Here is a 23,793-nt window from a genome sequence, read left to right on the forward strand (position 1 = left end):
GCACGAAAACGCGATGTCCCCATCCTGCGGAGGGCTTCACCATGCAGTGCAGACGCAACTCCCAACGTGGCTTCACCCTGCTTGAACTTCTGGTGGTGCTGGTGGTGCTCGGCTTGCTGGCCGGCATCGTCGCGCCCAAGTATTTCAGCCAGCTCGGCCGCTCCGAAGCCAAAGTGGCCCGGGCGCAAATCGAGGGCCTGGGCAAGGCGCTGGACCTGTACCGGCTGGAAGTGGGCCATTACCCCAACAGCGAGCAGGGCTTGCAGGCGCTGGTGGCGGCGCCAAGCGGCGAGCCGCGTTGGTCTGGCCCGTACCTGCAAAAAGCCGTGCCGCAAGACCCGTGGGGGCGCCCGTACATCTACCGCCAGCCTGGCGAGAACGGCGGTGAATACGACTTGCTGTCGATGGGCAAGGACGGGCAACCCGGCGGCGACGGCGAAAACGCCGAAGTCACCAGCTGGCAGTGAGGGCCACGACCATGCGCTACAGCCTCAAGGCCCTGGGCAGACAGGGCGTGGTGCAATTGCAGATCGATGCCGAAGACGCCGAGCAGGCGCGCCGGCAAGCGGAAAACCAGGGGTTGCGGGTGGTCAGCGTGCGTGGCCAGGGCAGCGCGCTGCTGGCACTGGCGCGCCGCCGCACCGCAGCCTTCGACCTGGTGCTGTTCAGCCAGGAGCTGACTACCCTGCTACACGCGGGCCTGCCGCTGATCGATGCACTCGAAAGCCTGGCCGAGAAGGCCCCTGCCGCGGCCACCCGCAAGGTGCTGGTGGAGCTGGTGCGCCAGCTGTACGAAGGGCGCTCGTTGTCCCAGGCACTGGCGCAACAGCCGCGGGTGTTTCCGCCGCTGTACGTGGCGCTGGTGCAATCGAGCGAGCGCACCGGGGCGTTGGGCGATGCCCTGGCCCGCTACATCGGTTACCGCCAGCGCCTGGACCTGGTTCGGCAAAAGCTGGTGGGGGCGTCGGTGTACCCGTTGCTTCTGCTGTTGGTGGGGGGCGGCGTGGTGCTGTTTTTGCTGGGGTATGTGGTGCCGCGTTTCAGCCTGGTGTTCGAAGGCATGGGCAGCGAATTGCCGTGGATGTCACGGGTGCTGATGGAAATTGGCCTGTTCCTGCATGCTCACCAATTGCCTTTGGCAGTGGGCACCGTGGGCGGCATCGTTACCCTGGTGCTGATGCGCCGCCACCCGTGGGTGAAGCGCTGGGGGGCACGTCAACTTCGGCGTTGGCCGGCGTTGCACCAACGGCTGTTGATGTATGAGCTGGCCCGGTTCTACCGTTCTTTGGGTATTCTGCTGCAGGGCGGCATACCGATCCTCACCGCCATGGGCATGGCCCGGGGCCTGCTGGGCAGCACCGCCGCGCAAGGGCTGGAACAGGCCAGCCGGCATGTGGGTGAAGGCTTGCCGCTGTCGGATGCGCTGGAGGCCGGGCAATTGGTGACGCCAGTGTCGTTGCGGTTGCTGCGGGCGGGGGAACAATCGGGCAATCTGGGGGAAATGCTTGAGCGCTGCGCCGACTTCCATGATCAGGAAATCGGCCGCTGGGTGGAGTGGTTCGTGAAACTGTTCGAACCCCTGCTGATGACCTTCATCGGGTTGCTGATCGGGGTGATCGTGATCCTGATGTACATGCCGATCTTCGAGCTGGCATCGAGTATTCACTAACGCACGAGCCGATTCAGTAGTCGAACCGGTCCACCGCCCTGCGCCGCTCGTTGTCGTCGCGCCGGTCGTAACTGGCGGTTGTCTGGATGTTGGCGTGGTGCGCCAGCTTCTGGGCAATCGACAGGTCATGCTCTTCGATCACCCGGGTAATGAACGCCCGGCGAAAATCGTGGGGCATGATCTTCACCCCCACCTGCGCCCCGCGCTGGCGGGCAATGTAATAGATTGCATGCTTGGTGATGCGCGCGCGGGTAATGTGGTTGCCGCGGCGAATGCGGTTGAACAGGAACGGGTCATCCGAAGCGCCTGCGGGCAACTCGGCCCTGCGCAGTTCCAGCCAGGCTTGCAGCTTCTCGAATGCCCACACCGGTGCATACTTGATCAGCTGCCGATTGCCCTTGCCCAGCACCTGCAGGCTGCGCGCTTCGAAATCCACCTGATCCAGATCGATGTCCACCGATTCCGACTTGCGCATGCCAGTGCCGTAGAGCAACGCAATGATCGCAGCATCGCGCACACCCTGTGGGCGCGGGTCGGCGGCGCACACGTCCATCAATTCACGGATCAGGCTGCGCCGCAAGTTGCGCCCCGGCGGCAGACGGCTACCGGTGGCAGGCTTGACCTCGCGGATGCGCTGCAAGTGTTCGTGCTCGATGAGGCCCTGGCGCCAGGCTTCGTTCATCACCCCGCGCACGGCATTGACGTACAGTGACGAACTGTTGGGGGCGTAGCCGTCTGCCCGCAAGGCCGCCACCAGGCCGATGACATGGCCGGGTTCAAGCCGGTGCCAGGGCACCTCGGCCAGGTTGCAGTCGATAAAGCCCAGCCGGTCGGCGGCGTCTTGCAGGATGTAGCGCATGGTCTGCTGGCTGGACGGCGCCAAGCGGGCCAGGTACTGCAGCAGCGGGTTCTGTGAAAGGTCGGACACAACGTGAATCCTGTAGCAAAGCCTGGGGGCAAACCACGCCGCCAAGCGTGAAGCGGGCAATGCCATCACCTTGATATTCAAGGCTTTTGGCACTGACTTGGCCCGCAATGGTAGCCCATAGGCTATCGTGGTAGCCACGACTCTGCATCGATGAGGCCCCATGGCTTTTCACCGCCTTACCCGCAGCCACCCCCGTTTGAGCATCGCCGTGCTGGTGGGGCTGGCTGGCGTCTGGTGCGTGCCGGCCGCCGACGCCGTGCAACGCTTTTTGGCCGGTTGGAACCTCGGTGTGTGGCTGTACTTGCTGCTGGTGCTGTGGCTGACCTGCCGGGCCAACCCCGACAAAGTCCGCAAGGTGGCCCAGGTGGAGGATGAAAATGCCGGGCTGGTGCTGTTCACGGTGTGCATCGCGGCGATCGCAAGCCTGGCGGCCGTGACGCTGCAACTGGTCTCCAGCCGCGGGCTGCACGGCAGCGCGCTGGCCCTGCACTACCTGTACACCGGCATGACCGTGGCGGGGTCATGGTTGTTGATCGGCTGCATCTTCAGCCTGCATTACGCGCGGCTGTTCTATACCGGTGACCGCCACGAACCCCCGCTGCGCTTTGCCGATGGCGAACGCAACCCGGACTATTGGGACTTCCACTACTTCTCGTTCACCATTGGCGTCGCCGTGCAAACCTCCGACGTCGGGGTGGGTGGGCGCAGCATGCGCCGGGTGGTGCTGGCCCATTCACTGGTAGGCTTCGTGTTCAACACGGCAATCCTGGGTTTCACCATCAACATTGCGGCCGGCCTGCTCGGCCAGTAACCGGCCGGCACAGACGCGAATCCGCCGGCATGCCTCTTCCAGCCGGTCTGCCGCCAGCACCAGGCCCATGCGCACATGCCCTGCCGCACTGGGCCCGAACGCATCACCTGGCAGCAGCGACACGCCCTCCTCAATCAGCAAGCGTTGGGCAAAGGCTTGCGCGCTGACACCGGTGGCACGGATGTCGAGCATCACGAACATGCCGCCCGCCGGGCGATGGGCCTGCACACCCGGGCAATCGGCCAGGGCGGCGCACACCCGGTCGCGTCGTTGCCGGTAGGCTTCGCGCATGTGGCCAATGGCGGGCAAGTCTTCTTGCAGCGCTACGCAGGCGGCCTTCATCACGAATTCAGGCAGCCCGAACAGCATGACCATCGCCAGGTTGGCCAGGTGGGTGATCAATGCCGCCGGGGCCACCACCCAGCCTACCCGCCAGCCGCTCATGGCGTGGGACTTGGACAGGCTGTCGATCACCACGCAGCGTTCGGCCATGCCCGGCAGGCTGGCGGGGGCCACGGCTTCACCCTCGAACAGCAGGCCGCTGTAAACCTGATCGCATATCAGCCACAGGTCATGCTCCCGGCACAACTGGGCAAGCCGCGCCATGTCGTGGGCTGATATCGCCGTGCCAGTCGGGTTATGCGGGGTGTTGAGCAGCAAGCCCCGGGTACGTGGAGTAATGGCCTGCGCCACCGCACGCGGGTCGAGGCGAAAGCCCTGCTCCGGGCTCACCGGCACTTGCAGCGGGCGGGCGCCACAGGCGCCGAGCACGCCGTGGTAGGTGACGTACATCGGCTCGGCCACGATCACCTCGTCGCCGGCTTCGAACAGGCATTGGCAGGTGGCATACAGGGCGCACTGGGCACCGGCCAGGACCATTACCTGGTCGATGGTCACCCCCAGGCCGCTACGCCGAGCAATCGCCTGGCGCAGCGCCGGGCTGCCGCGCACATCGCTGTAGTGGGTGTCGCCCTGGCGCAAGCTGCTGACTGCCGCGTCAACGATGGCGGTGGGGGTGTCGAAGTCAGGGTCTCCAACCGACAGCAGCAGAACGTCTCGCCCTGCACGCCTGAGTGCCTGGGCTTGATAGTGAATGTCCCAGGCAGCGGCGGCATCACCGGCAATGCGTTGGGTGAGCGTGGAATAACGCATGACTGTCTCCCTGTCTGACCAGCCCGCACCGTCTGTCCGAAAACGCCGTGCGCCGAATGTGTTTAAAAATAGCAGAACCCGGCGGCAACCCGGTTGCCAACAGGCAAGGAAAACGTTTGCCAAGGCATGCGTTGGCAGAACGTGTGGATGACAATGATGTGACGGGCGTCATGCATCAGCGAATGTTTCGCATTTTGCCCGGCCGGGCACACGGCCAAGTGCTATGGTTAGGTTCCCGGGGCAGAACCCTGGGCACTGATCACCGCGTCCAGGACGGACAAGGAGGCTGGCATGAACAAGATGACGTTCCCCAACGCCTGCCAGGTGATGCGCTGGCATTTTCACCCATTGGGCTTCGAAGCCAGCATGGACGCACCGCGCAGCATGATTGCCCGGCTGTTTGACCGGGCCACCGGTGAAACCCTGTTGGCCATTGCCGGTATCCCGTGCGCGGCGATCATGGCGGCGGCGGATGTAGAGCGCATCATCGAAGCCGTGGAAGCCGAGCTGGAAGCATTCATCCCGGCCTTTACTCTGCGTAACGCCATTTAGGCGGTTTCTACCGAGCCCTTTTCCAATTGCTGCAATTTATCGATGAACTGATCGGCTGGTACCGGCTGGCCCAGCAAATACCCCTGCAACGAATCACAGCCCAGGCGCGTCAGGAAGTCCTGTTGCCCGCCGGTTTCCACACCTTCTGCAACGATGCGCAGCCCCAGCGCCTGCCCCAGTGCGACGATTGCCGAGACAATCGCCGCATCATCACTGTCCTGCTCCAGGTCACGCACGAACCCTCGGTCGATTTTCAGCTCGTTGGCCGGCAGGCGTTTGAGGTACATCAGGCTTGAGTAGCCGGTGCCGAAGTCGTCGATTGACAGGTCCACGCCCATGTCGGACAGGCGCTGCAGCACTGTCAGGCTGGCGTCGGCATCGTGCATGGCGGTGGTTTCGGTGATTTCCAGCGTCAACCGGTTGGCTGGCAAGCCATGGGTGTTCAGGGCGCGGGCCACACTGTCGACCAGGCCTGCGTGGCAGAACTGAATCGCCGACAGGTTGACGGCCATGCGCCAGTCCGCGTGGCCCTGGTCTAGCCAGGCGCGCATCTGACGGCAAGCCTCGTCCAGCACCCATTCGCCAATCGGGATGATCAGGCCGGTCTTCTCCGCCAGGCTGATGAAGCGGTCGGGGAACAACAACCCATGCTGCGGATGCTCCCAGCGCAGCAGGGCTTCGGCACCAATCGGCTGGCAGGCCTGGGCGTCGAACTTGGGTTGGTAATGCAGGCGGAACTGGCGCTGCTCCACGGCCTGGCGCAGGTCCTGCAGCAATTGCAATTGTTGGCGGGCGTTGCTGTTCATCGACACGTCGAAGAAGCTGTAGCCATTTTTGCCGGCGCTCTTGGCGTGGTACATGGCGGCATCGGCGTTGCGCAGCAATTCGTGCTGGTCCTGGCCATTGCCTGGATAAAGCACGATGCCAAGGCTGGCGGACAACTGCAGCTCGTGATCGGCCACCGGGAACATTTTGGAGACCAGGTTGACTTGCTTCACGGCAACGCCCATGGCGTCATCCGGCTCCTGCAGCTCCACCAGCAACACGAATTCGTCGCCACCGATGCGCGCCAGCGTGTCCTGGCTGTGCAAGTGGCCGCGCAAGCGTGCGGCCACGGCCTTGAGCAGCAGGTCGCCAACATGGTGGCCATAGGCATCGTTGACCGGCTTGAAGCCGTCCAGGTCGATGAACATCAGCGCAAAACAACCACCCTGCTCCGCCACCTTGGCAATTGCCTGCTCGATGCGGTCGGCCAGCAGCGTGCGGTTGGGCAAGCCGGTCAGGATGTCGTGCAGGGCCAGTTGGGTCAGTTCCTGGTTGGCCAGGGTCAGCGAACGCGCCAGTTCGGCGGTGCGCGACTCAAGCCGCGCATCCAGCACCGAGGTCAGCAACGCCACCGCCAGCACCGCCAGGGTGGTAATCAGCACCAGGTAAACCAGGCTGTCACCCTGCAGCCCACCGGCCAGCGCGCCACAAAAGCTGCCCTCGGGGAAGTTGGCGGCCGCCATGCCGGTGTAATGCATGCCGACGATGGCCACGCCCATGATCATGGCCGCCAGGCCACGCACCTGCCTTACATACGGGGTGTGCTGGCGCAGGCGGAAGGCGATCCACAGGGCGGCGGCCGACGCGCCTACCGCAATGGCCAACGAGGCGCCGAACAGCGTTGGGTCGTAGTCGATGCCGGGCAGCATGCGCATGGCCGCCATACCGGTGTAATGCATGCAACTGATGCCTGCACCCATGATCAATGCGCCAAAGCCCAGTTGCAGCCATGGCAGGCTCGGCTGGCTGACCAGCCACAGGGCAAAACCCGAAGACAGGATTGCGATGAGCAAGGACAACGCGGTAAGGCCGATGTCGTAGCCCAGGTCGATCGGCAGGCTGAAGGCAAGCATGCCAATGAAGTGCATCGACCACACGCCGATGCCCATGGCCACCGCCCCACCGAGCATCCACAGGTGCACGGCTCGGCCTTTGGCCGTGGTGATGCGGCCGGTCAGATCAAGGGCGGTATAGGAAGCAAGAATGGCCACGCACAGCGAAATCAACACCAGCGAAGAGGAGTAACTACCGGTCAGCATTGGGAAATCCAGGGGCGGGATGGGTGGCCCGGCAAAAACTGAGGATTGTACTCAGGCGTTGGCGAAACGCACGGGGTTTTTGCGAATGGGAATGGATCCAATCGCTTTGAAAACATGGTGCAAGACCCGAGATAGAGCAGTTTCACCGACAAGTAGCGGCACATTGCCACTTGTCGGCTTTGGTGTAGGAGGCCCCGAGCGCGACGGGTACCCTGTAGGAGCGGCTTTAGCCGCGAAGCAAGCGACGCGGTGCCTGGCACCGGCTGCGCCGGTGATCGCGGCTGAAGCCGCTCCTACAGGGTCGGCGTGCTTCAGTCCTGGGCTGCGAACGCCTGCTCGGCTTCCCAGCCACCGCCCAGGGCGGCGATCAGTTGCACGCTGGCCACCAGGCGGCCTTGTAGCAGGTTCAGCACGCTGCGTTCGTTGCTGAGCGCAGTGGTTTGCACGTTCACCACGTCCAGGTAGCCAATCAAACCGGCCCGGTACTGGTTCTCGGTCAGGCGCAGCGATTCTCGGGCGGCGTCCAGCGCCTCCTGGCGCACCACGGCCTCGTCGGCGTACACCTTCAGTTGCACCAGGTAGTTTTCCACTTCCTTGAAGCCGTCCAGCACGGTCTGGCGGTATTGCGCCACGGTCTGGTCGTAGGCGGCGACGGTGCGGTCCACTTCGGCGCTGCGCTTGCCGGCATCGAACAGCGTGAGGGCCAGTTGCGGGCCTACCGACCAGTAGCGGTTGGGTAACTGAATCCAGTCGTTGAACGTGCTGCTGGAATAGCCGCCGCTCATGCTCAGGCTCAGGTCCGGGAAGTAGGCGGCGCGGGCCACGCCGATGTTGGCGTTGGCAGCCATCACGTTGCGTTCGGCCGAGGCGATGTCCGGGCGGCGTTCAAGCAACTGCGAAGGCAGGCTGACGGGTATCTGCGGCAAGGCAGGAATGGCCTTGCTGTCGGCCAACGCGAAGTCGGCGGGGGCCTTGCCCATGAGTACCGCGATGGCATTTTCGAACTGCGCACGCTGCCAGATCAGGTCGATCAGGTCGGCCTGGGTACTTTTGAGCTGGGTGCGCGCCTGCGCAACGGCGTCAGGGCCGGCGACACCCGCGCGGTACTGGTTTTCGTTCATGCGCAACGAGCGTTCGTAAGCGGCGACGGTGGCTTCGAGCAGGCGCTTCTGCTCGTCGAGTACACGCAGCTGCAGGTAGTTTTGCACCAGCTCCGACTGCTGGCTGAGGCGAATCGCCGCCAGGTCGGCAAGGCTGGCCTCGGCGCTCGCCTCGTTGGCGTTCATGGTTTCGCGCAACTTGCCCCACAGGTCGATTTCCCAGCTCACGCCGAGCTGGGCGTTGTAGGTGTTGCGGATGCCGCTGCTGTTGTTGGACAGGCTTGAACTGGAGCTGCCCGTGCCTTGCGCCGAGCGGTTCTTGCTGGTGGTCAGGTCCAGTGACGGGAACAGCGATGCCCGGCTGCTGCGCACCAGCGCCTGGGCCTGGCGGTACTGGGCTTCGGACTGGGCCACGGTCTGGTTGCTGCGGTTCAGCTCCTCGACCAGGGCATTCAGGCCGGCATCGCCGTACAGTTCCCACCAGGCGCCGCGGGCAATGGCGTCGGAGGGGTTGGCCTGGGTCCAGCCCTCTGCCTGCTTGAATTGCGCCGGGGTGCTCAGCTCGGGGCGGTGATAGTCGGGGCTCAGGGTACAGGCACTGAGCAGCGCCACGCACAGCCCGGCGCCGACCAGGCGCGAGCCGCGCCCACGGGTCAGCAACTGCAGGGCTCGGTGAAGCGGAGTGTGGGCAAAGGTCATAGCGGCGTGTCCAGGGCGGCGTCGGTGCGCACACCGCGCCAATGGTTGAATCGGTGGCGCAGGCGGTCCAGGTACAGGTACACCACCGGCGTCGTATAAAGGGTCAGCACCTGGCTGAATACCAGACCACCAATGATGGTCAGGCCCAGCGGCTGGCGCATCTCGGCACCTTCGGCGCGGCTGAGCAGCAGCGGCAAGGCGCCGAGGATGGCTGCCAGCGTGGTCATCAGGATCGGCCGCAGGCGCAGCAGGCAGGCGCGGCGGATCGACTCTTCCGGGCTCAGGCCCTGGTGGCGCTCCAGTTGCAGCGCCAGGTCGATCATCAGGATGGCGTTTTTCTTCACCACGCCGATCAACAGGAACAGGCCCAGCAGCGAGATCAGGCTGAACTGCCCGCCTGTGGCATAGAGCGCGAGCAGGGCCCCTACCCCGGCCGACGGCAAGGTGGACAGGATCGTCAGCGGGTGAATGTAGCTTTCGTAAAGAATGCCCAGCACCAGGTACACCAGCAGCAAGGCGCCAAGGATCATCAGCGGCTGCCCTTCCTGAGTCTTGGCAAAGGCGTCTGCGGTGCCGCCGAGCTTGGCAATCACCTCTTCGGGCAGGCCCAGTTTGGCCACTGCCCGCTCCACGGCAGCCAAGGCCTGGTCTGGGCTGTAGCCTTCGGCCACGTCAAAGGCGATGTCTTCGGAGGCAAACTGCCCTTCGTGGCTGACACGGTCGTTGGCCAGGCTGTTTTCATAGCGGGCGATGGTGGACAACGGCACCCGAGCACCCTCGCTGGTGATCACCTGCACCTGTTCGAGGGTGCTTGGGTCCCAGGCGTACTTGGGGTTGATCTCCAGCACTACCTGGTACTGGTTGAGGCTGTCGTAGATGGTTGAAATCTGCCGCTGGCTGTAGGCGTTGTTCAACACGGCGGTGACCATATCCATGTCGATACCCAAGCGCTTGGCCTGGTCACGGTCGACCACCAGGGTCACCTGCTGGGTGCCGGAGCCGTCGCGCGCATCGATGGCGGTCAGCTCGGGCAGCGCGCGCAACGCCGCGACTACTTTCGGGAACCACTGGCGCAACGCGGCCAGGTCGCCGCTTTGCAGTGTGTACAGGTATTGGGACGAGGTCTGGTCGCGCCCGCCGCCGCCCAGTTGCAGGTCCTGGTCGGCCATCAGGAACAGCCGCCCGCCCGGCACCTTGGGCAAGTCCTTGCGCAGGCGCTCGATCACCTTCTGCGCATCGACTTTGCGTTCACTTATCGGTTTGAGCCGCACCAGCACCATGGCGTTGTTGGTGCCGCTGTTGCCGCCAATGAAACCGGCCACGCTTTCCACCGCAGGGTCGGCCAGCAGGGCGCGGCGGTAAATTTCCATCTTCGGTTGCATCACGGTGAACGACAGGCCGTCGTCACCGCGGATAAAGCCCATCAGCTGGCCGGTGTCCTGCTGCGGCATCAAGGTTTTGGGCACGATCACGTACAGGGCGATGTTCAGGCCAATGGTCGCCAGCAGGCTGAGCAAGGTGATGCGCTTGTGGCGCAGGGCCCAACCCAGGCTGCGGTCATAGGCGCCGACCATGCGCTGGTGCACGGCATCGCTCCAGCGTTGCAGGCGCGACGGCTCGGCCCTGTGCGGCTTAAGCCAGCGCGCGCAGAGCATGGGCGTGAGGGTAAGCGACACCACCAGCGACACGATGATGGCCGCAGCCAGCGTGACCGAAAACTCCATGAACAGGTTGCGCACGATGCCGCCCATGAACAGGATCGAGACGAACACCGCCACCAGCGATACGTTCATCGACAGCAAGGTGAAGCCCACTTCCTTGGCGCCGAGAAGCGCCGCACGCATGGGCGGCTGGCCGTCCTCGATGTGCCGCGAGATGTTCTCCAGCACCACGATGGCATCGTCCACCACAAGGCCCGTGGCCAGGATCAGGGCCATCAGCGACAGGTTGTTGAGCGAGAAACCGCACAAGTACATGACCGCAAAAGTGCCCACCAGCGACACCGGCACCGCCAGGCTGGGAATCAGCGACGCTCGCAGGCTGCCCAGGAACAGGTACACCACCAGAATCACCAGTACCACGGCAATCAGCAGCGTGTGCTCGGCCTCTGCCAGGGTGGCCTTGATCACCGGCGAACGGTCCATGGCCACCGCCAGCTGCACGTTGGCAGGCAGCAACGACTGCAAGGCGGGCAACTGGGCCTTGATCTGGTCGACGGTTTCAATGATGTTGGCGCCGGTCTGGCGGTTGACCACCAGCAGCACCGCCGCCTGATCGTTGAAAAAGCCGCTGTTGTAGCGGTTCTCCACGCCATCGGTGATGGTGGCCACATCGCTCAGGCGCAGGATCGTGCCGTTCTCCTGGCGGATCACGATGGGCTCGTATTCCTTGGCCCGTTCAAGCTGGTCGTTGGCGCGCACCTGCCAGTTGCGCTCGCCGTCTTCGACAAAGCCCATGGGGCGGCGCTGGTTGGCGTTGGCGACGGCCGTGCGCACTTCATCCAGCGACAGGCTGTACTGGTTGAGCAGTTGCGGCTCCACGGCAATGCGCACCGCCGGCAGCGAGCTGCCGCCGATCTGCACTTCCCCTACCCCGCTTACCTGGGCCAGGCTCTGGGACAGGATGGTGTCGGCCAAATCGTAGAGCTGGCCTTTCTGCAACACGTCCGAGGTCAGCGACAGCACCATGATCGGCGCCTGGGACGGGTTGATCTTCTTGTAGGTGGGCATGCTGCGCATGCCGCTGGGCAGCAGGTTGCGGGTGGCGTTGATCGCCGCCTGCACCTCGCGCGCGGCACCGTCGATGTCGCGCCCCTGCTCAAAGCCGATGATCACCCGGGTCGAGCCCTGGTTCGAGCTGCTGGTCAGGGTGGTGACCCCGGCAATGCTGCCCAGCTTGCGCTCCAGCGGCGTGGCCACCGTGGAGGCCATCACCTCGGGGCTGGCACCGGACAGGTTGGCTGACACTACGATGACCGGGAAGTCCATCTGCGGCAATGGCGCCACCGGCAACAGCCCGAAGCTGACACCGCCCAGCAACATGATCGCCAGGCTCAGCAGCATGGTCGCTACCGGCCGGCGAATGAATGGCCCGGACAGGTTCATGCCTCGGCCTGCCGTGCATCAGTGGCCGGGCGCCAGCGGCGCGCAAGGCGGTCGAAGTACAGGTAGATGACCGGGGTAGTGAACAGCGTCAGCACCTGGCTGACCAGCAAGCCACCCACCATCACCAGGCCCAGGGGCTGGCGCAGTTCCGCGCCGGACCCTGTGGCCAGCATCAGCGGCACCGCACCGAACAGCGCGGCCAGGGTGGTCATCAGGATCGGCCGGAAGCGCAGCAGCGCTGCCTGGTAAATGGCATCACGCGGGCTCATGCCCTGGTGGCGCTCAGCCTCCAGGGCGAAGTCGATCATCATGATGGCGTTTTTCTTGACGATGCCGATCAGCAGGATGATGCCGATGATGGCAATCATGCCCAGGTCGTTGCCGCTGAGCAGCAACGCCAGCAAGGCACCCACCGCCGCCGACGGCAGCGTCGAGAGGATGGTGATCGGGTGGATGTAACTTTCGTACAGCACGCCCAGCACGATGTACATGGTGACTACCGCTGCCAGAATCAGCAGCAAGGTGCTCGACAGCGACGCCTGGAAGGCTTCCGCCGCACCCTGGAAGCGGGTTTGCACACCAATCGGCATGCCGATGTCCTGCTGCACCTGCTCGATCACCTTCACGGCCTCACCCAGCGATGCACCATGGGCCAGGTTGAACGACATCATCACCGCCGGGAACTGGCCGATGTGCGAGATGGCCAGTTGCGCCTGGCGCTGCTCGATGCGCGCCAGCGCCGACAGCCGCACCTGGCCGCCGTCGGTCGCTTTGACATGGATCGACTCAAGGGCTTGCGGGCCAATCACGGACGCGTCCCGCGACTGCAGCACCACGCGGTACTGGCTGGCCTGGGTGTAAATGGTCGAGATTTGCCGCTGACCGAAGGCGTCATACAGGGCATTGGTGATTTGTGACACCGTGATACCCAGGCGGCTGGCCATGTCGCGGTCGATGACCAGGTACACCTGCAAGCCTTTGTCCTGCAGGTCGCTTGCCACGTCTTGAAGCTCTGGCCGTTGTTGCAGGGCCTGAACCAGCGTGCTGCTCCACTGTGCCAGCAAGTCGGCGTCGGGCGATGACAGGCTGAACTGGTACTGGGTGCGGCTGACACGGTCCTCGATGCTCAAATCCTGCACCGGCTGCATGAACAGGCGGATGCCCACCAGCTTGTCGACTTGCGGCTGCAAGCGGCTGATGACCTCGCTGGCCGTCACGTCACGCTCGCCGTGGGGTTTGAGGTTGATCAGCAGGCGGCCGCTGTTGAGCGTGGCGTTGTCGCCGTCCACGCCAATGTACGACGACAGGCTCTGCACGGCCGGGTCTTGCAGGATCACCTTGCTCAGCGCCTGTTGGCGTTCGCTCATGGCGGCAAACGAGGTGGACTGCGGCGCTTCGGAAATGCCCTGGATCACCCCGGTGTCCTGCACCGGGAAGAAGCCCTTGGGCACCGCCATGTACAGCACCACGGTCAGCGCCAGGCTGGCCACGGCCACCAGCAAGGTCAAGGGCTGGTGACGCAGCACCCATTGCAGCCCACGGCCGTAGTGTTCGATCAGCCAGTCGATCCAGGCACCGCTGGCACGGTAAAAGCGGCCCTGCTCTTCTTCCTTGGGTTCACGCTTGAGCAGCCGTGCACACATCATCGGCGTCAGGGTGAGCGAAACCACCAGCGAAATCAGGATGGCCACGGCCAGGGTGATGGCGAACTCACGGAACAGCCGCCCGACCACATCGGCCATGAACAGCAGCGGGATCAACACCGCGATCAGCGAGAAGGTCAGCGAAATCAGGGTGAAGCCAATTTGCCGTGCGCCCTTGAGCGCCGCCTGCATCGGCGTCTCGCCTTCTTCGATGTGCCGGGAGATGTTTTCCAGCATGACGATGGCATCGTCCACCACAAAGCCGGTGGCGATGGTCAGGGCCATCAGGGTGAGGTTGTTGATCGAAAAACCAGCCAGGTACATCACGCCGAAGGTGCCGATCAACGAAAGCGGCACGGCGATGGACGGGATAATGGTGGCGCTGACGCGGCGCAGGAACACGAAGGTGACCATCACCACCAGCACGATGGCGATCAGCAGCTCGTGCTGCACGTCTTTGACGGCGGCGCGAATGGTTTGGGTGCGGTCGGTCAGCACCGACACTTCAAGGCCCGCCGGCAGGTTGTCGGTGATCGACGGCAGCATCTGCTTGATCCGGTCGACCACCTCGATGACGTTTGCACCCGGCTGGCGCTGGATGTTCAGCAGCACCGCCTGGTTCTGGTTGGCCCAGGCCGCGAGGCGTTCGTTTTCGGCGCCGTCGACGATTTCGGCGACATCCTTCAGGCGCAGCGGCGCGCCGTTGTTGTAGGCCAGGATGAGGTTGGCGTATTCCTCGGGGGAACGCAGCTGGTCATTGGCATCGAGCATCGATACCCGGGTGGGGCCGTCGAAGTTGCCCTTGGGCTGGTTGACGTTGGACGCGCCGATCAGGGTACGCACGTCGTCCAGGTTGAGGCCGTTGGCGGCCAGGGCATCGACGTTGACCTTGATGCGCACCGCCTGGCGTTGGCCGCCGGCGATGCTGACCATGCCCACGCCGCTGATCTGCGCGAGTTTTTGTGCAACGCGGGTGTCGACCAGGTCGTTGAGCTTGGGCAGCGGCATGGTCTTGCTGGCAATGGCCAGGGTCAGTACCGGGGTGTCCGCCGGGTTGACCTTGTTGTACACCGGTGGTGCTGGCAGGTCGGTGGGCAGCAGGTTGCTGGCGGCGTTGATCGCGGCCTGCACCTGCTGCTCGGCCACGTCCATATTCATGTCCAGGCTGAAGCGCAGGGTCAGTACCGAGGCACCACCGGAACTGGTCGAGGCCATCTGGGTGAGGCCAGGCATCTGCCCGAACTGGCGCTCCAGCGGCGCGGTGACAGCACTGGTCATTACCTGCGGGCTGGCGCCGGGGTACAGGGTCATGACCCGGATGGTCGGGTAATCCACCTGCGGCAATGCCGACACGGGCAGCAGCTTGTAGGCGATCAGGCCGGCCAGCACGATGGCCAGCATGCTCAGCGTGGTGGCGACCGGGCGAAGGATGAACAGGCGCGACAGGTTCATGCGCCCGCCTTGCCTGCCGCTTCACCCGCCTTGGCCGAGCCTTTGGCTTCCTGGCCCTGCAGGTGCTGGCCAGGGGTGGTCGGCACTTGCGAGCTGTCTTGCACCACTTCCACCTTGGTGCCTTCGCGCAGGCGGTCGGTGCCTTCAAGCACCAGGCGGTCACCGGCTTTCAGGCCGTCGAGAATCACGCTGTTTTCTCCGTCGCTGGCACCGACCTTGAGCTTGCGCACATTGACCGTGTTTTCAGCGTTCACCACGTAGGCAAAGGTGCCGTCGTTACCGAACTGGATTGCCGCCGCCGGTGCCATGGTCACCTGCTTGAGGGTGTCGGCCAGCAGGCGCACGTTGACGAACTGGTTGGGGAACAGGGCCAGGTCCTTGTTCTCGAAACGGCCCTTGAACTTCAGGGTGCCGGTGGTGGTGTCGATCTGGTTGTCGATGCTGCCCAGCACGCCGGTGGATTGCAGCTTGCTGTCGCTGCGGTCCCAGGCTTCGACCGGCAGGCTGGCGCCGCTGCGGTAGCGTTCGAGCACGGTGGTGAGCTCGGTTTCCGGCAGGGTGAAGGCGACACTGATTGGCTCGGTCTGGGTGATCACCACCAGCGCGGTGGTGTCATTGGCTGCCACCAGGTTGCCGAGGTCCAGCTGACGCAGGCCTACGCGGCCGCTGATCGGGGCGCGAATCTGGGTGAAGTCGAGATTCAGGCGGGCGTCGTTTACCTGAGCCTGGTTGGTCTTGACCAGCCCAAGGAACTGCGCAACCTGTGCTTCGGCCGTGTCCAGCGTCTGCTTGGCAATGCTGTCTTCGGCATACAGGCCTTTGTAACGTGCCAGGTCCACCTGGGCGTTTTTCAATTGCGCCTGGTTTTGCGCCAACGTGCCTTCGGCCTGCTGCAAGGCGATGCGGTAGGAACGCGGGTCGATTTCGGCAAGCAAGTCGCCAGCCTTCACTTGTTGGCCTTCCTTGAAGTGGATTTTCACCAACTCCCCTGCCACCCGGCTGCGTACATTGACCGTGTTGGTTGCGGTTACCGTGCCCAAGGCTTTGTAGTACAGCGGGAAGTCGCCGACACGGGCCGGCTCGACGCGCACCGGCACCGGGTCGGTGGAGCCACCGAAGCCCGGGCGCCCGCCCATGCCCATGCCTTTGCCCGGGCGCCCGCCGGTAGCCTCTTTATGGGCAGGCGTTGCGGGCCACAGCCACCAGGCCAGCAAGGCTACCAGCAGCAGGATCAGCAGGCCGACGAGCCAGCGACGAGGGGAACGGGAGACAGAAGCTTGCATGGATTGAACGAGCCTTGTTCGGAAAAGGGCGACTTGGGGAGGGTGAACGATAATCACTGGTACTGTTTTAGCAAAGGGCCTTTACCAGAGGTTTACCTTTGTCTGACGGTGCCAAGAGGTTGAACTTTAAATGAAAACGGCCCGGAAAGCGTTCCGGGCCGTTACAGGGTGTTGCTTGGAGGGGGCACAGGACAGGGAGTTCCCCCTCCAGCCCCTTACTTCAATACAGCCAGGGCTGCTTCGTAGTTCGGCTCGTCGGCAATCTCGCCAACCAGTTCGCTGTGCAGCACTTTGTCGTTCTCGTCCAGCACCACCACGGCACGGGCAGCCAGGCCGGCCAACGGGCCGTCTGCAATGGCAACGCCGTAAGCTTCGAGGAATTCACGGCCGCGCAGGGTCGACAGGTTCTTCACGTTCTCCAGGCCTTCAGCACCGCAGAAGCGCGCCTGGGCGAACGGCAGGTCGGCGGAGATGCACAGCACCACGGTGTTGGCCACATCGTTGGCCTGGGCGTTGAATTTGCGCACGGAGGTGGCGCAGGTTGGGGTGTCAACGCTTGGGAAGATGTTCAGTACCTTGCGCTTGCCGGCGAAGTCTTTCAGCGAGGTGTCAGCCAGGTTGCCAGCGACCAGGGAGAAGGCTGGCGCCTGGGCGCCGACCTTCGGCAGTTCACCGTTGACCTGTACCGGGCCGCCTTTGAGAGTCACTTGAGCCATGAACGTGTTCCTTATACGGGTTTGAAAAGGACACTGAGTTAATCACGAAGAACGGCGGGTGCCTATGGGGGGCTGTAAATTGTTGTATTGCCGGACAATTTTTGTGGACAAAAAAATGCCCGAATGGCTACAAGCCATCCGGGCATTTCTTACAGCGGATGCACGATCAACCCAGCAGGCCGTACACCACCGAGGTCAGCGCGACCAGCCCCACCACCACCACGAACACGTTCGACAACGCGCCGCTGTACTTGCGCATCGACGGCACGCGACGGATGGCGTACATCGGCATCAGGAACAGCAGCACCGCGATGATCGGGCCGCCCAGCGATTCGATCATGCCCAGAATGCTCGGGTTCAGCGTGGCGACAACCCAGCACACCACCAGCATCAGCGCGGCAACCATACGGTCCAGCGCCTTGGCGCCCGGGCGCAGGCCGGTTTTGCCGATGATGCCCTTCAGGCCTTCACTGGCGCCGATATAGTGGCCCAGGAACGACTTGGCAATGGCGATGAAAGCAATAAGCGGCGCTGCAAAGGCGATCGTCGGGTTGCTGAAGTGGTTGGCCAGGTACGACAGGATCGACAGGTTCTGCGCCTTGGCTTCAGCCAGCTGGGCGCTGTCCAGGGTCAGCACGCAACTGAACACGAAGAACAGCACCATGGCCACCATGAGCAGGTGGGCACGCGCCAGGATCTGGCCACTGCGCTGGTCTGCGTGTTCACCGTAACGGCGCTTCTGGTCAACCGCGAAGGCCGAGATGATCGGCGAATGGTTGAACGAGAACACCATCACCGGGATCGCCAACCACACCGTGTGCAGGAAGGCCGAACCGCTTGGCAACTGGTTGGCGCTGTCGAGAATGCCGCCGGTCCAGTGCGGCACCAGGTACAGGCCCAGCAACGCCAGCGCAACGATGAACGGGTAAACCAGCAGGCTCATGACCTTGACCGTGGCCTGTTCACCGCAACGCACGATGGCCAGCAGGCCCAGGATAAGCACGAACGACAGGAGCGCACGGGGTGGCGGCACCATGTGCAACTGGTGCTCCATGAAGCTGCTGACGGTATTGGTCAGCGCCACGCTATAGATAAGCAGAATGGGGAAGATCGCGAAGAAGTACAGCACCGTGATCAGTGCACCGGCCTTGATGCCGAAATGCTCTTCGACCACTTCGGTGATGTCTCCGCCGCGCCCGGACAGCACAAAGCGGGTCAGGCCGCGGTGGGCGTAATAGGTCATCGGGAAGGCCAGCGCGGCCAGGATCAGCAACGGCCAGAAACCGCCAAGGCCGGCGTTGATCGGCAAGAACAGCGTGCCGGCGCCAATGGCGGTGCCGAACAGGCCCAGCATCCAGGTGGTGTCATGACGCGACCAGCTGCCCAGGGCTGCCGGGGTCGATTCTTCGAAGCGCCGTTCGACGCTTGGGGCCTGCTCATTCATTCCGGGTGTAGCTCCACTCGCAAGACTGCAACAGGGCTGGGAGTGGCGAAACAGAAGCCTCGCGCCCCCAACCAGAAAGAGGGGCGCGATTGTGCGCTGAAAGGTTGCACTTTGGAAAGCCCCGCCCGAGGGACGGTTGCACTTGTCATGACATCAAGGTGTTACCTGCCGCCCTCCCGGTGACGAGCACGCCGCCATCACCTCCCTGGACTCACGCCTGTTTTTTCAATTCGTTCTCGTAGTGGTCCATCGATACGAGTTGCTGGTGCGTGAACGCCTCGCGTTCTTCGGCGATGGCCTCCAGCTTTATCGAAGCGTCCGCCAGGAACTGATCAATTCTAAGGCGGGTAATATGGTCGCCGGTCAATTCACACAGTTTGGTCCAGCTGCCGTTGAGCACCCTTTCGCACTTGTCCGCCACCAGGCCCACTGCAAGCCATTCAGCGGTTTGCGTGATGAAAAAGCGATCATTGCTTTCTTTCAGGTGCTCAAGGTACTGCTTGCGTAATTGTGACTTTGCCTCTACCTGATCAAACTCTTCCAGCCGCAACTGAGCCTCATCAACAATGAGCTGCATGAACTCGGCGAACGACTGGAACAGGGCCGCGACCGACAGCAGCACTTCCTTGCAGCGCTTGAGCGCGGAAACGCTGATGTTGAGGCAGCGCAGGACCAACTCCACATCACGCTTCTCGTCCTGTTTCTTCGTCAACAGGTTCTTGACCTTGCGCAGCTCCAGCACCTGCTCAGACTCAATGCGCCTGTAGGCCCTGACCTTGTTCATCATGGCGTACTGGGCCTGTCGCAAGCTTTGTTCTTTGGGCTTGTCACTGCTGGTCGCCTTGTCAATCTTACGTAACAGCTCAGCCAGCTGGCTTTCCAGTTTGACAAGCTTGGTCTGTTCTGAAGCCAGCTTGGTTCGCTCGGCGGCCAGTCGCTTGGTCTGCTGGTTTTTTTCCAGTTCGGTTTTGCCCGCCGCCACCGCAGCCTCAAGCTGCGCGACGTCGCCCTGCGTGCTTTTCACAACCGCTTGTTGCGCTTTGATTTGCGCTTGCAAGTCATTTTTTTTGACCACGTCCTCTGCGCCTATCTGCACTTCATCAAGTGCCGCTTGAGTGCCAACCCCACCGGCCCCTATCGCCTTGCCAGCAACCAGTGGAACAATGGGAACGAACACATGAACCACGACGTTGACGAGCTTTTGCCAAAACGCTCTCTTTTCCTGGCTGTCGGCTTGCTTGCGATAACTCTGCGCCAACGCCCTGAAGCGATCGATTTCCTTGCGCAAATCCGCAACCGACGAGTCAAGGCGATCACGGTCAGCCTTGGCTTTGTTAATGTCATCCAACACGCTGCGTTCAAGCTTGATCGCATTTCCCAAGTCTTTTTCGCTGCGGGCAGTACAGTTTTCTGCCGCCTTGATGATGGCGTCATATTGCCTGACTATCCCGCTCAGCCCCGCCTCAACGGCGGTTGCCACCTCGATGATGTAGCTGGCCAGCGGTCGCAACTCGGTAAGTACACACTGTTTGATCTGGTCGGCATCGTTGCTGCGCCTGATGGGCAACCACTTCTTCATGGCGGCATCCAGCTTCTTGCGAATTGCAGCGGCCTCACGGATCGAATCCTGAATGGCAAACTCGGCTGCCTGCTGCACATCCACAAAGTTATCCATCACATGGCTGATTGCAATCCGCTGCTGCGAGTAACGTAACGGCGTAGCGTTGTAGGCGATGAACAACAGGTCGACGGCATGCTCGACATCTCGCTCAATCGTCTCGAAACTGAAGTTACCCTCAACTTTACTCACAAAGCACTTCACCAAGGGGGACGCGCTGTTTGGGGCTTTTAAAGTCGTCGCACCAATCAGTGCTTCCACGTGCGAAGAAATTTCATACTCCAGTAATAGATTGCGACTGGTAGGTGACAAGTAATTTGTCATTTCTGAACCCCTGCTCACATATTCACGACATGGCAAGCTTGCCTGTGCGACATCAGGAACTCTGGCCGGTCGAGTTTATTCAGCTGGTTTTCGAATAACTGGCTTGCCGCCAGCATGCCTGACTTGAATGCGTCGCCAGTTTCGGTGCGACAGGACTTGACGCTCCCGCCTTCCCTGAAACACAACTTCCAGTCAAAGGCGAAGTCGTTGAATTTTTTGTACGCGGACGCCTTGTCAACACTGAATGTTGCCTGGTTTTCTTTTACCGCGGCCATGCTGGCGTCCTTCGCCAGAAGCGCAGCAATCAGGGGGCCCAGCTCTTTGTAATTAGCCGCCTGTTTCGGTGGGATACCGAGGGAAACTTCAAGTGCGGCTATCTGCCAGTTGATCACTTTTTCAACCTGATCAATTGCCTGGCGGCACTGCCCGACTGCGCTTTGGAGATCTTTATTTTCAGGCACCAGGACAAAAACAGAATCCCGTGGCTCGGCCACCACTGCCGGCGCCGCAATCAGGCAGCACACCACACTTAGCGCCCTACACCATGCATTGACTTTCGCCATCTCTTCATCCCTCGCAAAGTAGTAATTTTTAAACAGTACTTGGTTGCGAGATGGTGTATGAAACAACATGGTCAAACAAAGCTGAACGTGTTTCCATCGTAGATCGTCTCAGCCTTGATAACTAAAAAAGGCAATTGGCCCCGGGGGCCAATTGCCTTTTGTCTTCCTGTTGGCAACCCACTACTGACGGGTGCCGATAGCGCGCCGTATCGCGCCCGGGCGGTCACATCATTTCTGAACGGCCGCAAACGCCTCGGCAACCTGTTGCAGGTTGGCCGGGCGCAGGCCCGACATGCACACCCGGCCGCTGTCGATCAGATACACACCGAACTCGTCACGCAGGCGACGCACCTGCTCGACGCTGAACCCGGTGTAGCTGAACATGCCACGCTGGCGCAGGAAGAACTGGAAGTCCTGGCCCGGCAGCAACACCGCCAATGCATCGACCAGCGCCTGGCGCATGTCGAGGATACGCTTGCGCATCACTTCGACTTCAGCTGCCCACTGGGCATTCAGGGCTGCATCACCGAGCACGCCAGCAACCAGCTGGGCACCGAAGTTGGGCGGGCTGGAGTAGTTGCGGCGTACGGTCGCCTTGAGCTGGCCCAGTACGCTCTGGGTGGTGGCTTCATCGTCACACACCACCGACAGCCCCCCTACCCGCTCGCCGTACAGCGAGAAGATCTTGGAGAACGAGTTGCTGACCAGGCACGGCACGCCGGCGCGCGCCATTTCGCGAATGGCGAAGGCGTCTTCGACCAGGCCTTCGCCGAAGCCTTGGTAAGCGATATCGAGGAACGGGATGAGCTGACGCGCCTTGACCACTTCAACCACTTGCTGCCACTGGTGTTGTTCCAGGTCGGCACCGGTAGGGTTGTGGCAGCACGGGTGCAACAGCACCACACTGTTTTGCGGCAACGTTTGCAGGGTGGCCAGCATGCCGTCGAAGTCCACGCCACGGGTGGCCTGGTCGAAGTACGGGTAGCTATTCACCTTGAAACCGGCACCTTCGAAGATGGCGCGGTGGTTGTCCCAGGTCGGGTTGCTCACCCACACTTCGGATTGCGGGAAGTAGCGCTTGAGGAAGTCGGCACCCACTTTCAGTGCGCCGGAACCGCCAACGGTCTGCACTGTGGCCACCCGCTTGCCGGTAACGGCCGGGTGATCAGCGCCGAACAGCAGTGCCTGGATGGCCTGGCGGTAGCTGGCCAGGCCTTCCATCGGCAGGTACAGCGAGGCTTCGTGAGCCTGGCCAGCCATGCGCGTTTCCACCGCATCGACCGCCGCCAGCTGCGGCACCACGCCGGCCTCATCGTAGTACAGGCCGATACTCAGGTTGACCTTGTCGGCGCGCGGGTCGGCCTTGAAGGTTTCCATCAACGAGAGGATCGGGTCGCCGGCATAGGCATCGACATGTTTGAACACAGCGTGCAGCTCCTTGGATCAGGACAGTTCGGAATGACTGCCCTGAGGATACCCGGCTTCGGGACCAAGGAACATCACATAAGTGCAAGGTTGTCTATGCAACATTGCACAAGGGCCGAATCAACCCAGCAACGCTTTCAGTTCAGCCAGTTCCTGTACGCCCACTGCCACCCCGTCCTGCTCGGACACTTCACGCTCCCGATAGCGCCGCTCCCCCGGCATGCGCGTCAGCCCCACGCCCTGCATCTGTTCAACCAGGTCACGGCTGCGCTGGGCAAACCGCTCACCTTCGGCCTTGCTCGGGTCAATCACGATGATCAACTGCCCGGTCCACGGCGTTTTGGCCCCCGGGTGCTCTGACCAGTCGAACTCCCACGAAAAATGCCCGCCGGTCAACGCCGCCGCCAGCAGCTCCACCATCATCGACAGCGCTGAACCCTTGTGCCCGCCAAAGGGTAACAGTGCACCGCCTTCGAGGATGGCCTTCGGGTCCGTGGTGGGCTGCCCCGCCGCATCCACACCCATGCCTTCGGGCAAGGTTTGGCCGGCCCGCGCGGCGATTTGCACGTCACCATGGGCCATGGCACTGGTGGCCATGTCGAACACGATCGGGTCAAACTCCGCGCAAGGGGCGGCAAAGGCAATGGGGTTGGTGCCAAACAGGGGCTTGCGTGCGCCGTGGGGCACCACGCAGGTCATGCTGTTGACCACGCTCAAGGCCACCAGCCCCTCTTCAGCGAATGGCTCGACATCCGGCCAAAGCGCGGCGAAATGGTGCGAGTTGTGGATCGCCAGCACGGCAATCCCGGCGTTGCGGGCCTTTTCGACCAGCAAAGGCCGCGCAGCCGCCAGGGCCGGTTGGGCGAAGCCGCCAGCGGCATCCACACTGATATAGCCCGGCGCCACGTCGCTGATCTCAGGCGTGGCACGCCCATCGACCCAGCCGCTGGCCAGCGTCGAGACATACCCCGGAATGCGGAACACGCCATGGCTGTGGGCGCCGTCACGCTGGGCGCTGGCGCAGTTTTGGGCAAGCACGCCCGCCACCGCCTCGCTACAACCATGACGCTGGAAAATCGCCTGCAGCAGTGCCTGCAGTTCGGTAAACGGCACCCGCACGATCGGGTGGGTGGAGGGTGCAGACATCTGTAGCTCCTTTATTGGTTTTGGCATGGCAACAGCGCAAGCAACGGGAAAGCCTTTCCCAACGATCGATTGCTATCTAA

The 23,793-nt window shown here is 62.7% G+C and carries 17 protein-coding genes; 4 read left to right on the forward strand and 13 right to left on the reverse strand.

Annotated elements, in window-relative coordinates; translation table 11 throughout:
• Positions 1–41: 41 nt before the first annotated feature.
• Both gspG and PVV54_RS13320 read left to right on the forward strand, forming a co-directional pair.
• Positions 42–467: a type II secretion system major pseudopilin GspG gene (gene gspG, locus PVV54_RS13315; protein ID WP_274905689.1), complete on the forward strand. Its 426-nt coding sequence runs from the start codon at positions 42–44 to the stop codon at positions 465–467.
• Positions 468–478: 11 nt separating this feature from the next.
• A complete protein-coding gene (locus tag PVV54_RS13320; protein ID WP_274905690.1) occupies positions 479–1,669 on the forward strand; it encodes a type II secretion system F family protein in 1,191 nt (396 codons plus the stop codon).
• A 13-nt stretch (positions 1,670–1,682) separates the two neighbouring features.
• Here the strand turns inward: PVV54_RS13320 and PVV54_RS13325 are convergent, their stop codons facing one another.
• Complete coding sequence (locus tag PVV54_RS13325; protein ID WP_274905691.1) at positions 1,683–2,597, reverse strand: site-specific integrase; 915 nt, start codon at positions 2,595–2,597, stop codon at positions 1,683–1,685.
• 160 nt (positions 2,598–2,757) lie between these two features.
• Between PVV54_RS13325 and PVV54_RS13330 the strand changes: the two genes are divergently transcribed.
• Positions 2,758–3,408, forward strand: coding sequence for a DUF1345 domain-containing protein (locus tag PVV54_RS13330; RefSeq protein ID WP_274905692.1), 651 nt, complete (start codon positions 2,758–2,760; stop codon positions 3,406–3,408).
• On the opposite strand, the gene PVV54_RS13335 is transcribed toward PVV54_RS13330, so the two are convergent.
• Complete coding sequence (locus tag PVV54_RS13335) at positions 3,331–4,560, reverse strand: pyridoxal phosphate-dependent aminotransferase (protein ID WP_274905693.1); 1,230 nt, start codon at positions 4,558–4,560, stop codon at positions 3,331–3,333. The two genes, PVV54_RS13330 and PVV54_RS13335, sit on opposite strands and share 78 nt — an antisense overlap.
• 291 nt (positions 4,561–4,851) lie before the next feature.
• Here PVV54_RS13335 and PVV54_RS13340 point away from each other — a divergent pair, with 291 nt between their 5' ends.
• Entirely contained in the window at positions 4,852–5,112 is a 261-nt protein-coding gene (locus PVV54_RS13340) for a DUF1652 domain-containing protein (RefSeq protein ID WP_274905694.1), read from the forward strand.
• Here the strand turns inward: PVV54_RS13340 and PVV54_RS13345 are convergent.
• From PVV54_RS13345 to PVV54_RS13395, 11 genes are all read right to left on the reverse strand, one after another.
• A complete protein-coding gene (locus tag PVV54_RS13345; RefSeq protein WP_274905695.1) occupies positions 5,109–7,196 on the reverse strand; it encodes a putative bifunctional diguanylate cyclase/phosphodiesterase in 2,088 nt (695 codons plus the stop codon). The two genes, PVV54_RS13340 and PVV54_RS13345, sit on opposite strands and share 4 nt — an antisense overlap.
• A gap of 311 nt (positions 7,197–7,507) precedes the next feature.
• A complete protein-coding gene (locus PVV54_RS13350) occupies positions 7,508–8,995 on the reverse strand; it encodes an efflux transporter outer membrane subunit (RefSeq protein ID WP_274905696.1) in 1,488 nt (495 codons plus the stop codon).
• Complete coding sequence (locus tag PVV54_RS13355; RefSeq protein ID WP_274905697.1) at positions 8,992–12,099, reverse strand: efflux RND transporter permease subunit; 3,108 nt, start codon at positions 12,097–12,099, stop codon at positions 8,992–8,994. The genes PVV54_RS13350 and PVV54_RS13355 overlap by 4 nt, the downstream gene beginning before the upstream one ends.
• The gene (locus tag PVV54_RS13360) at positions 12,096–15,194 is read right to left on the reverse strand and encodes an MdtB/MuxB family multidrug efflux RND transporter permease subunit (protein WP_274905698.1); all 3,099 of its coding nucleotides are present in this window, start codon (positions 15,192–15,194) and stop codon (positions 12,096–12,098) included. The genes PVV54_RS13355 and PVV54_RS13360 overlap by 4 nt, the downstream gene beginning before the upstream one ends.
• Positions 15,191–16,477, reverse strand: a complete 1,287-nt coding sequence (locus tag PVV54_RS13365; protein WP_274905699.1) for an MdtA/MuxA family multidrug efflux RND transporter periplasmic adaptor subunit — start codon at positions 16,475–16,477, stop codon at positions 15,191–15,193. Before PVV54_RS13365 ends, PVV54_RS13360 begins: the two co-directional genes overlap by 4 nt.
• A gap of 215 nt (positions 16,478–16,692) precedes the next feature.
• Complete coding sequence (tpx, locus tag PVV54_RS13370; protein ID WP_274905700.1) at positions 16,693–17,193, reverse strand: thiol peroxidase; 501 nt, start codon at positions 17,191–17,193, stop codon at positions 16,693–16,695.
• A gap of 166 nt (positions 17,194–17,359) precedes the next feature.
• Positions 17,360–18,637, reverse strand: coding sequence for a serine/threonine transporter (locus PVV54_RS13375; RefSeq protein WP_274905701.1), 1,278 nt, complete (start codon positions 18,635–18,637; stop codon positions 17,360–17,362).
• A 211-nt stretch (positions 18,638–18,848) separates the two neighbouring features.
• Positions 18,849–20,579, reverse strand: a complete 1,731-nt coding sequence (locus tag PVV54_RS13380) for a hypothetical protein (RefSeq protein ID WP_274905702.1) — start codon at positions 20,577–20,579, stop codon at positions 18,849–18,851.
• Between the two features lie 14 nt (positions 20,580–20,593).
• A complete protein-coding gene (locus tag PVV54_RS13385) occupies positions 20,594–21,142 on the reverse strand; it encodes a hypothetical protein (RefSeq protein ID WP_274905703.1) in 549 nt (182 codons plus the stop codon).
• A gap of 228 nt (positions 21,143–21,370) precedes the next feature.
• Positions 21,371–22,567 (reverse strand): amino acid aminotransferase, encoded by a 1,197-nt coding sequence (locus tag PVV54_RS13390; protein ID WP_274905704.1) that lies wholly within the window; start codon positions 22,565–22,567, stop codon positions 21,371–21,373.
• Positions 22,568–22,687: 120 nt separating this feature from the next.
• The gene (locus tag PVV54_RS13395; RefSeq protein WP_274905705.1) at positions 22,688–23,713 is read right to left on the reverse strand and encodes an Ldh family oxidoreductase; all 1,026 of its coding nucleotides are present in this window, start codon (positions 23,711–23,713) and stop codon (positions 22,688–22,690) included.
• Positions 23,714–23,793: the final 80 nt, after the last annotated feature.

The sequence above is a fragment of the Pseudomonas sp. PSKL.D1 genome, from assembly GCF_028898945.1.
GTDB lineage: Bacteria > Pseudomonadota > Gammaproteobacteria > Pseudomonadales > Pseudomonadaceae > Aquipseudomonas.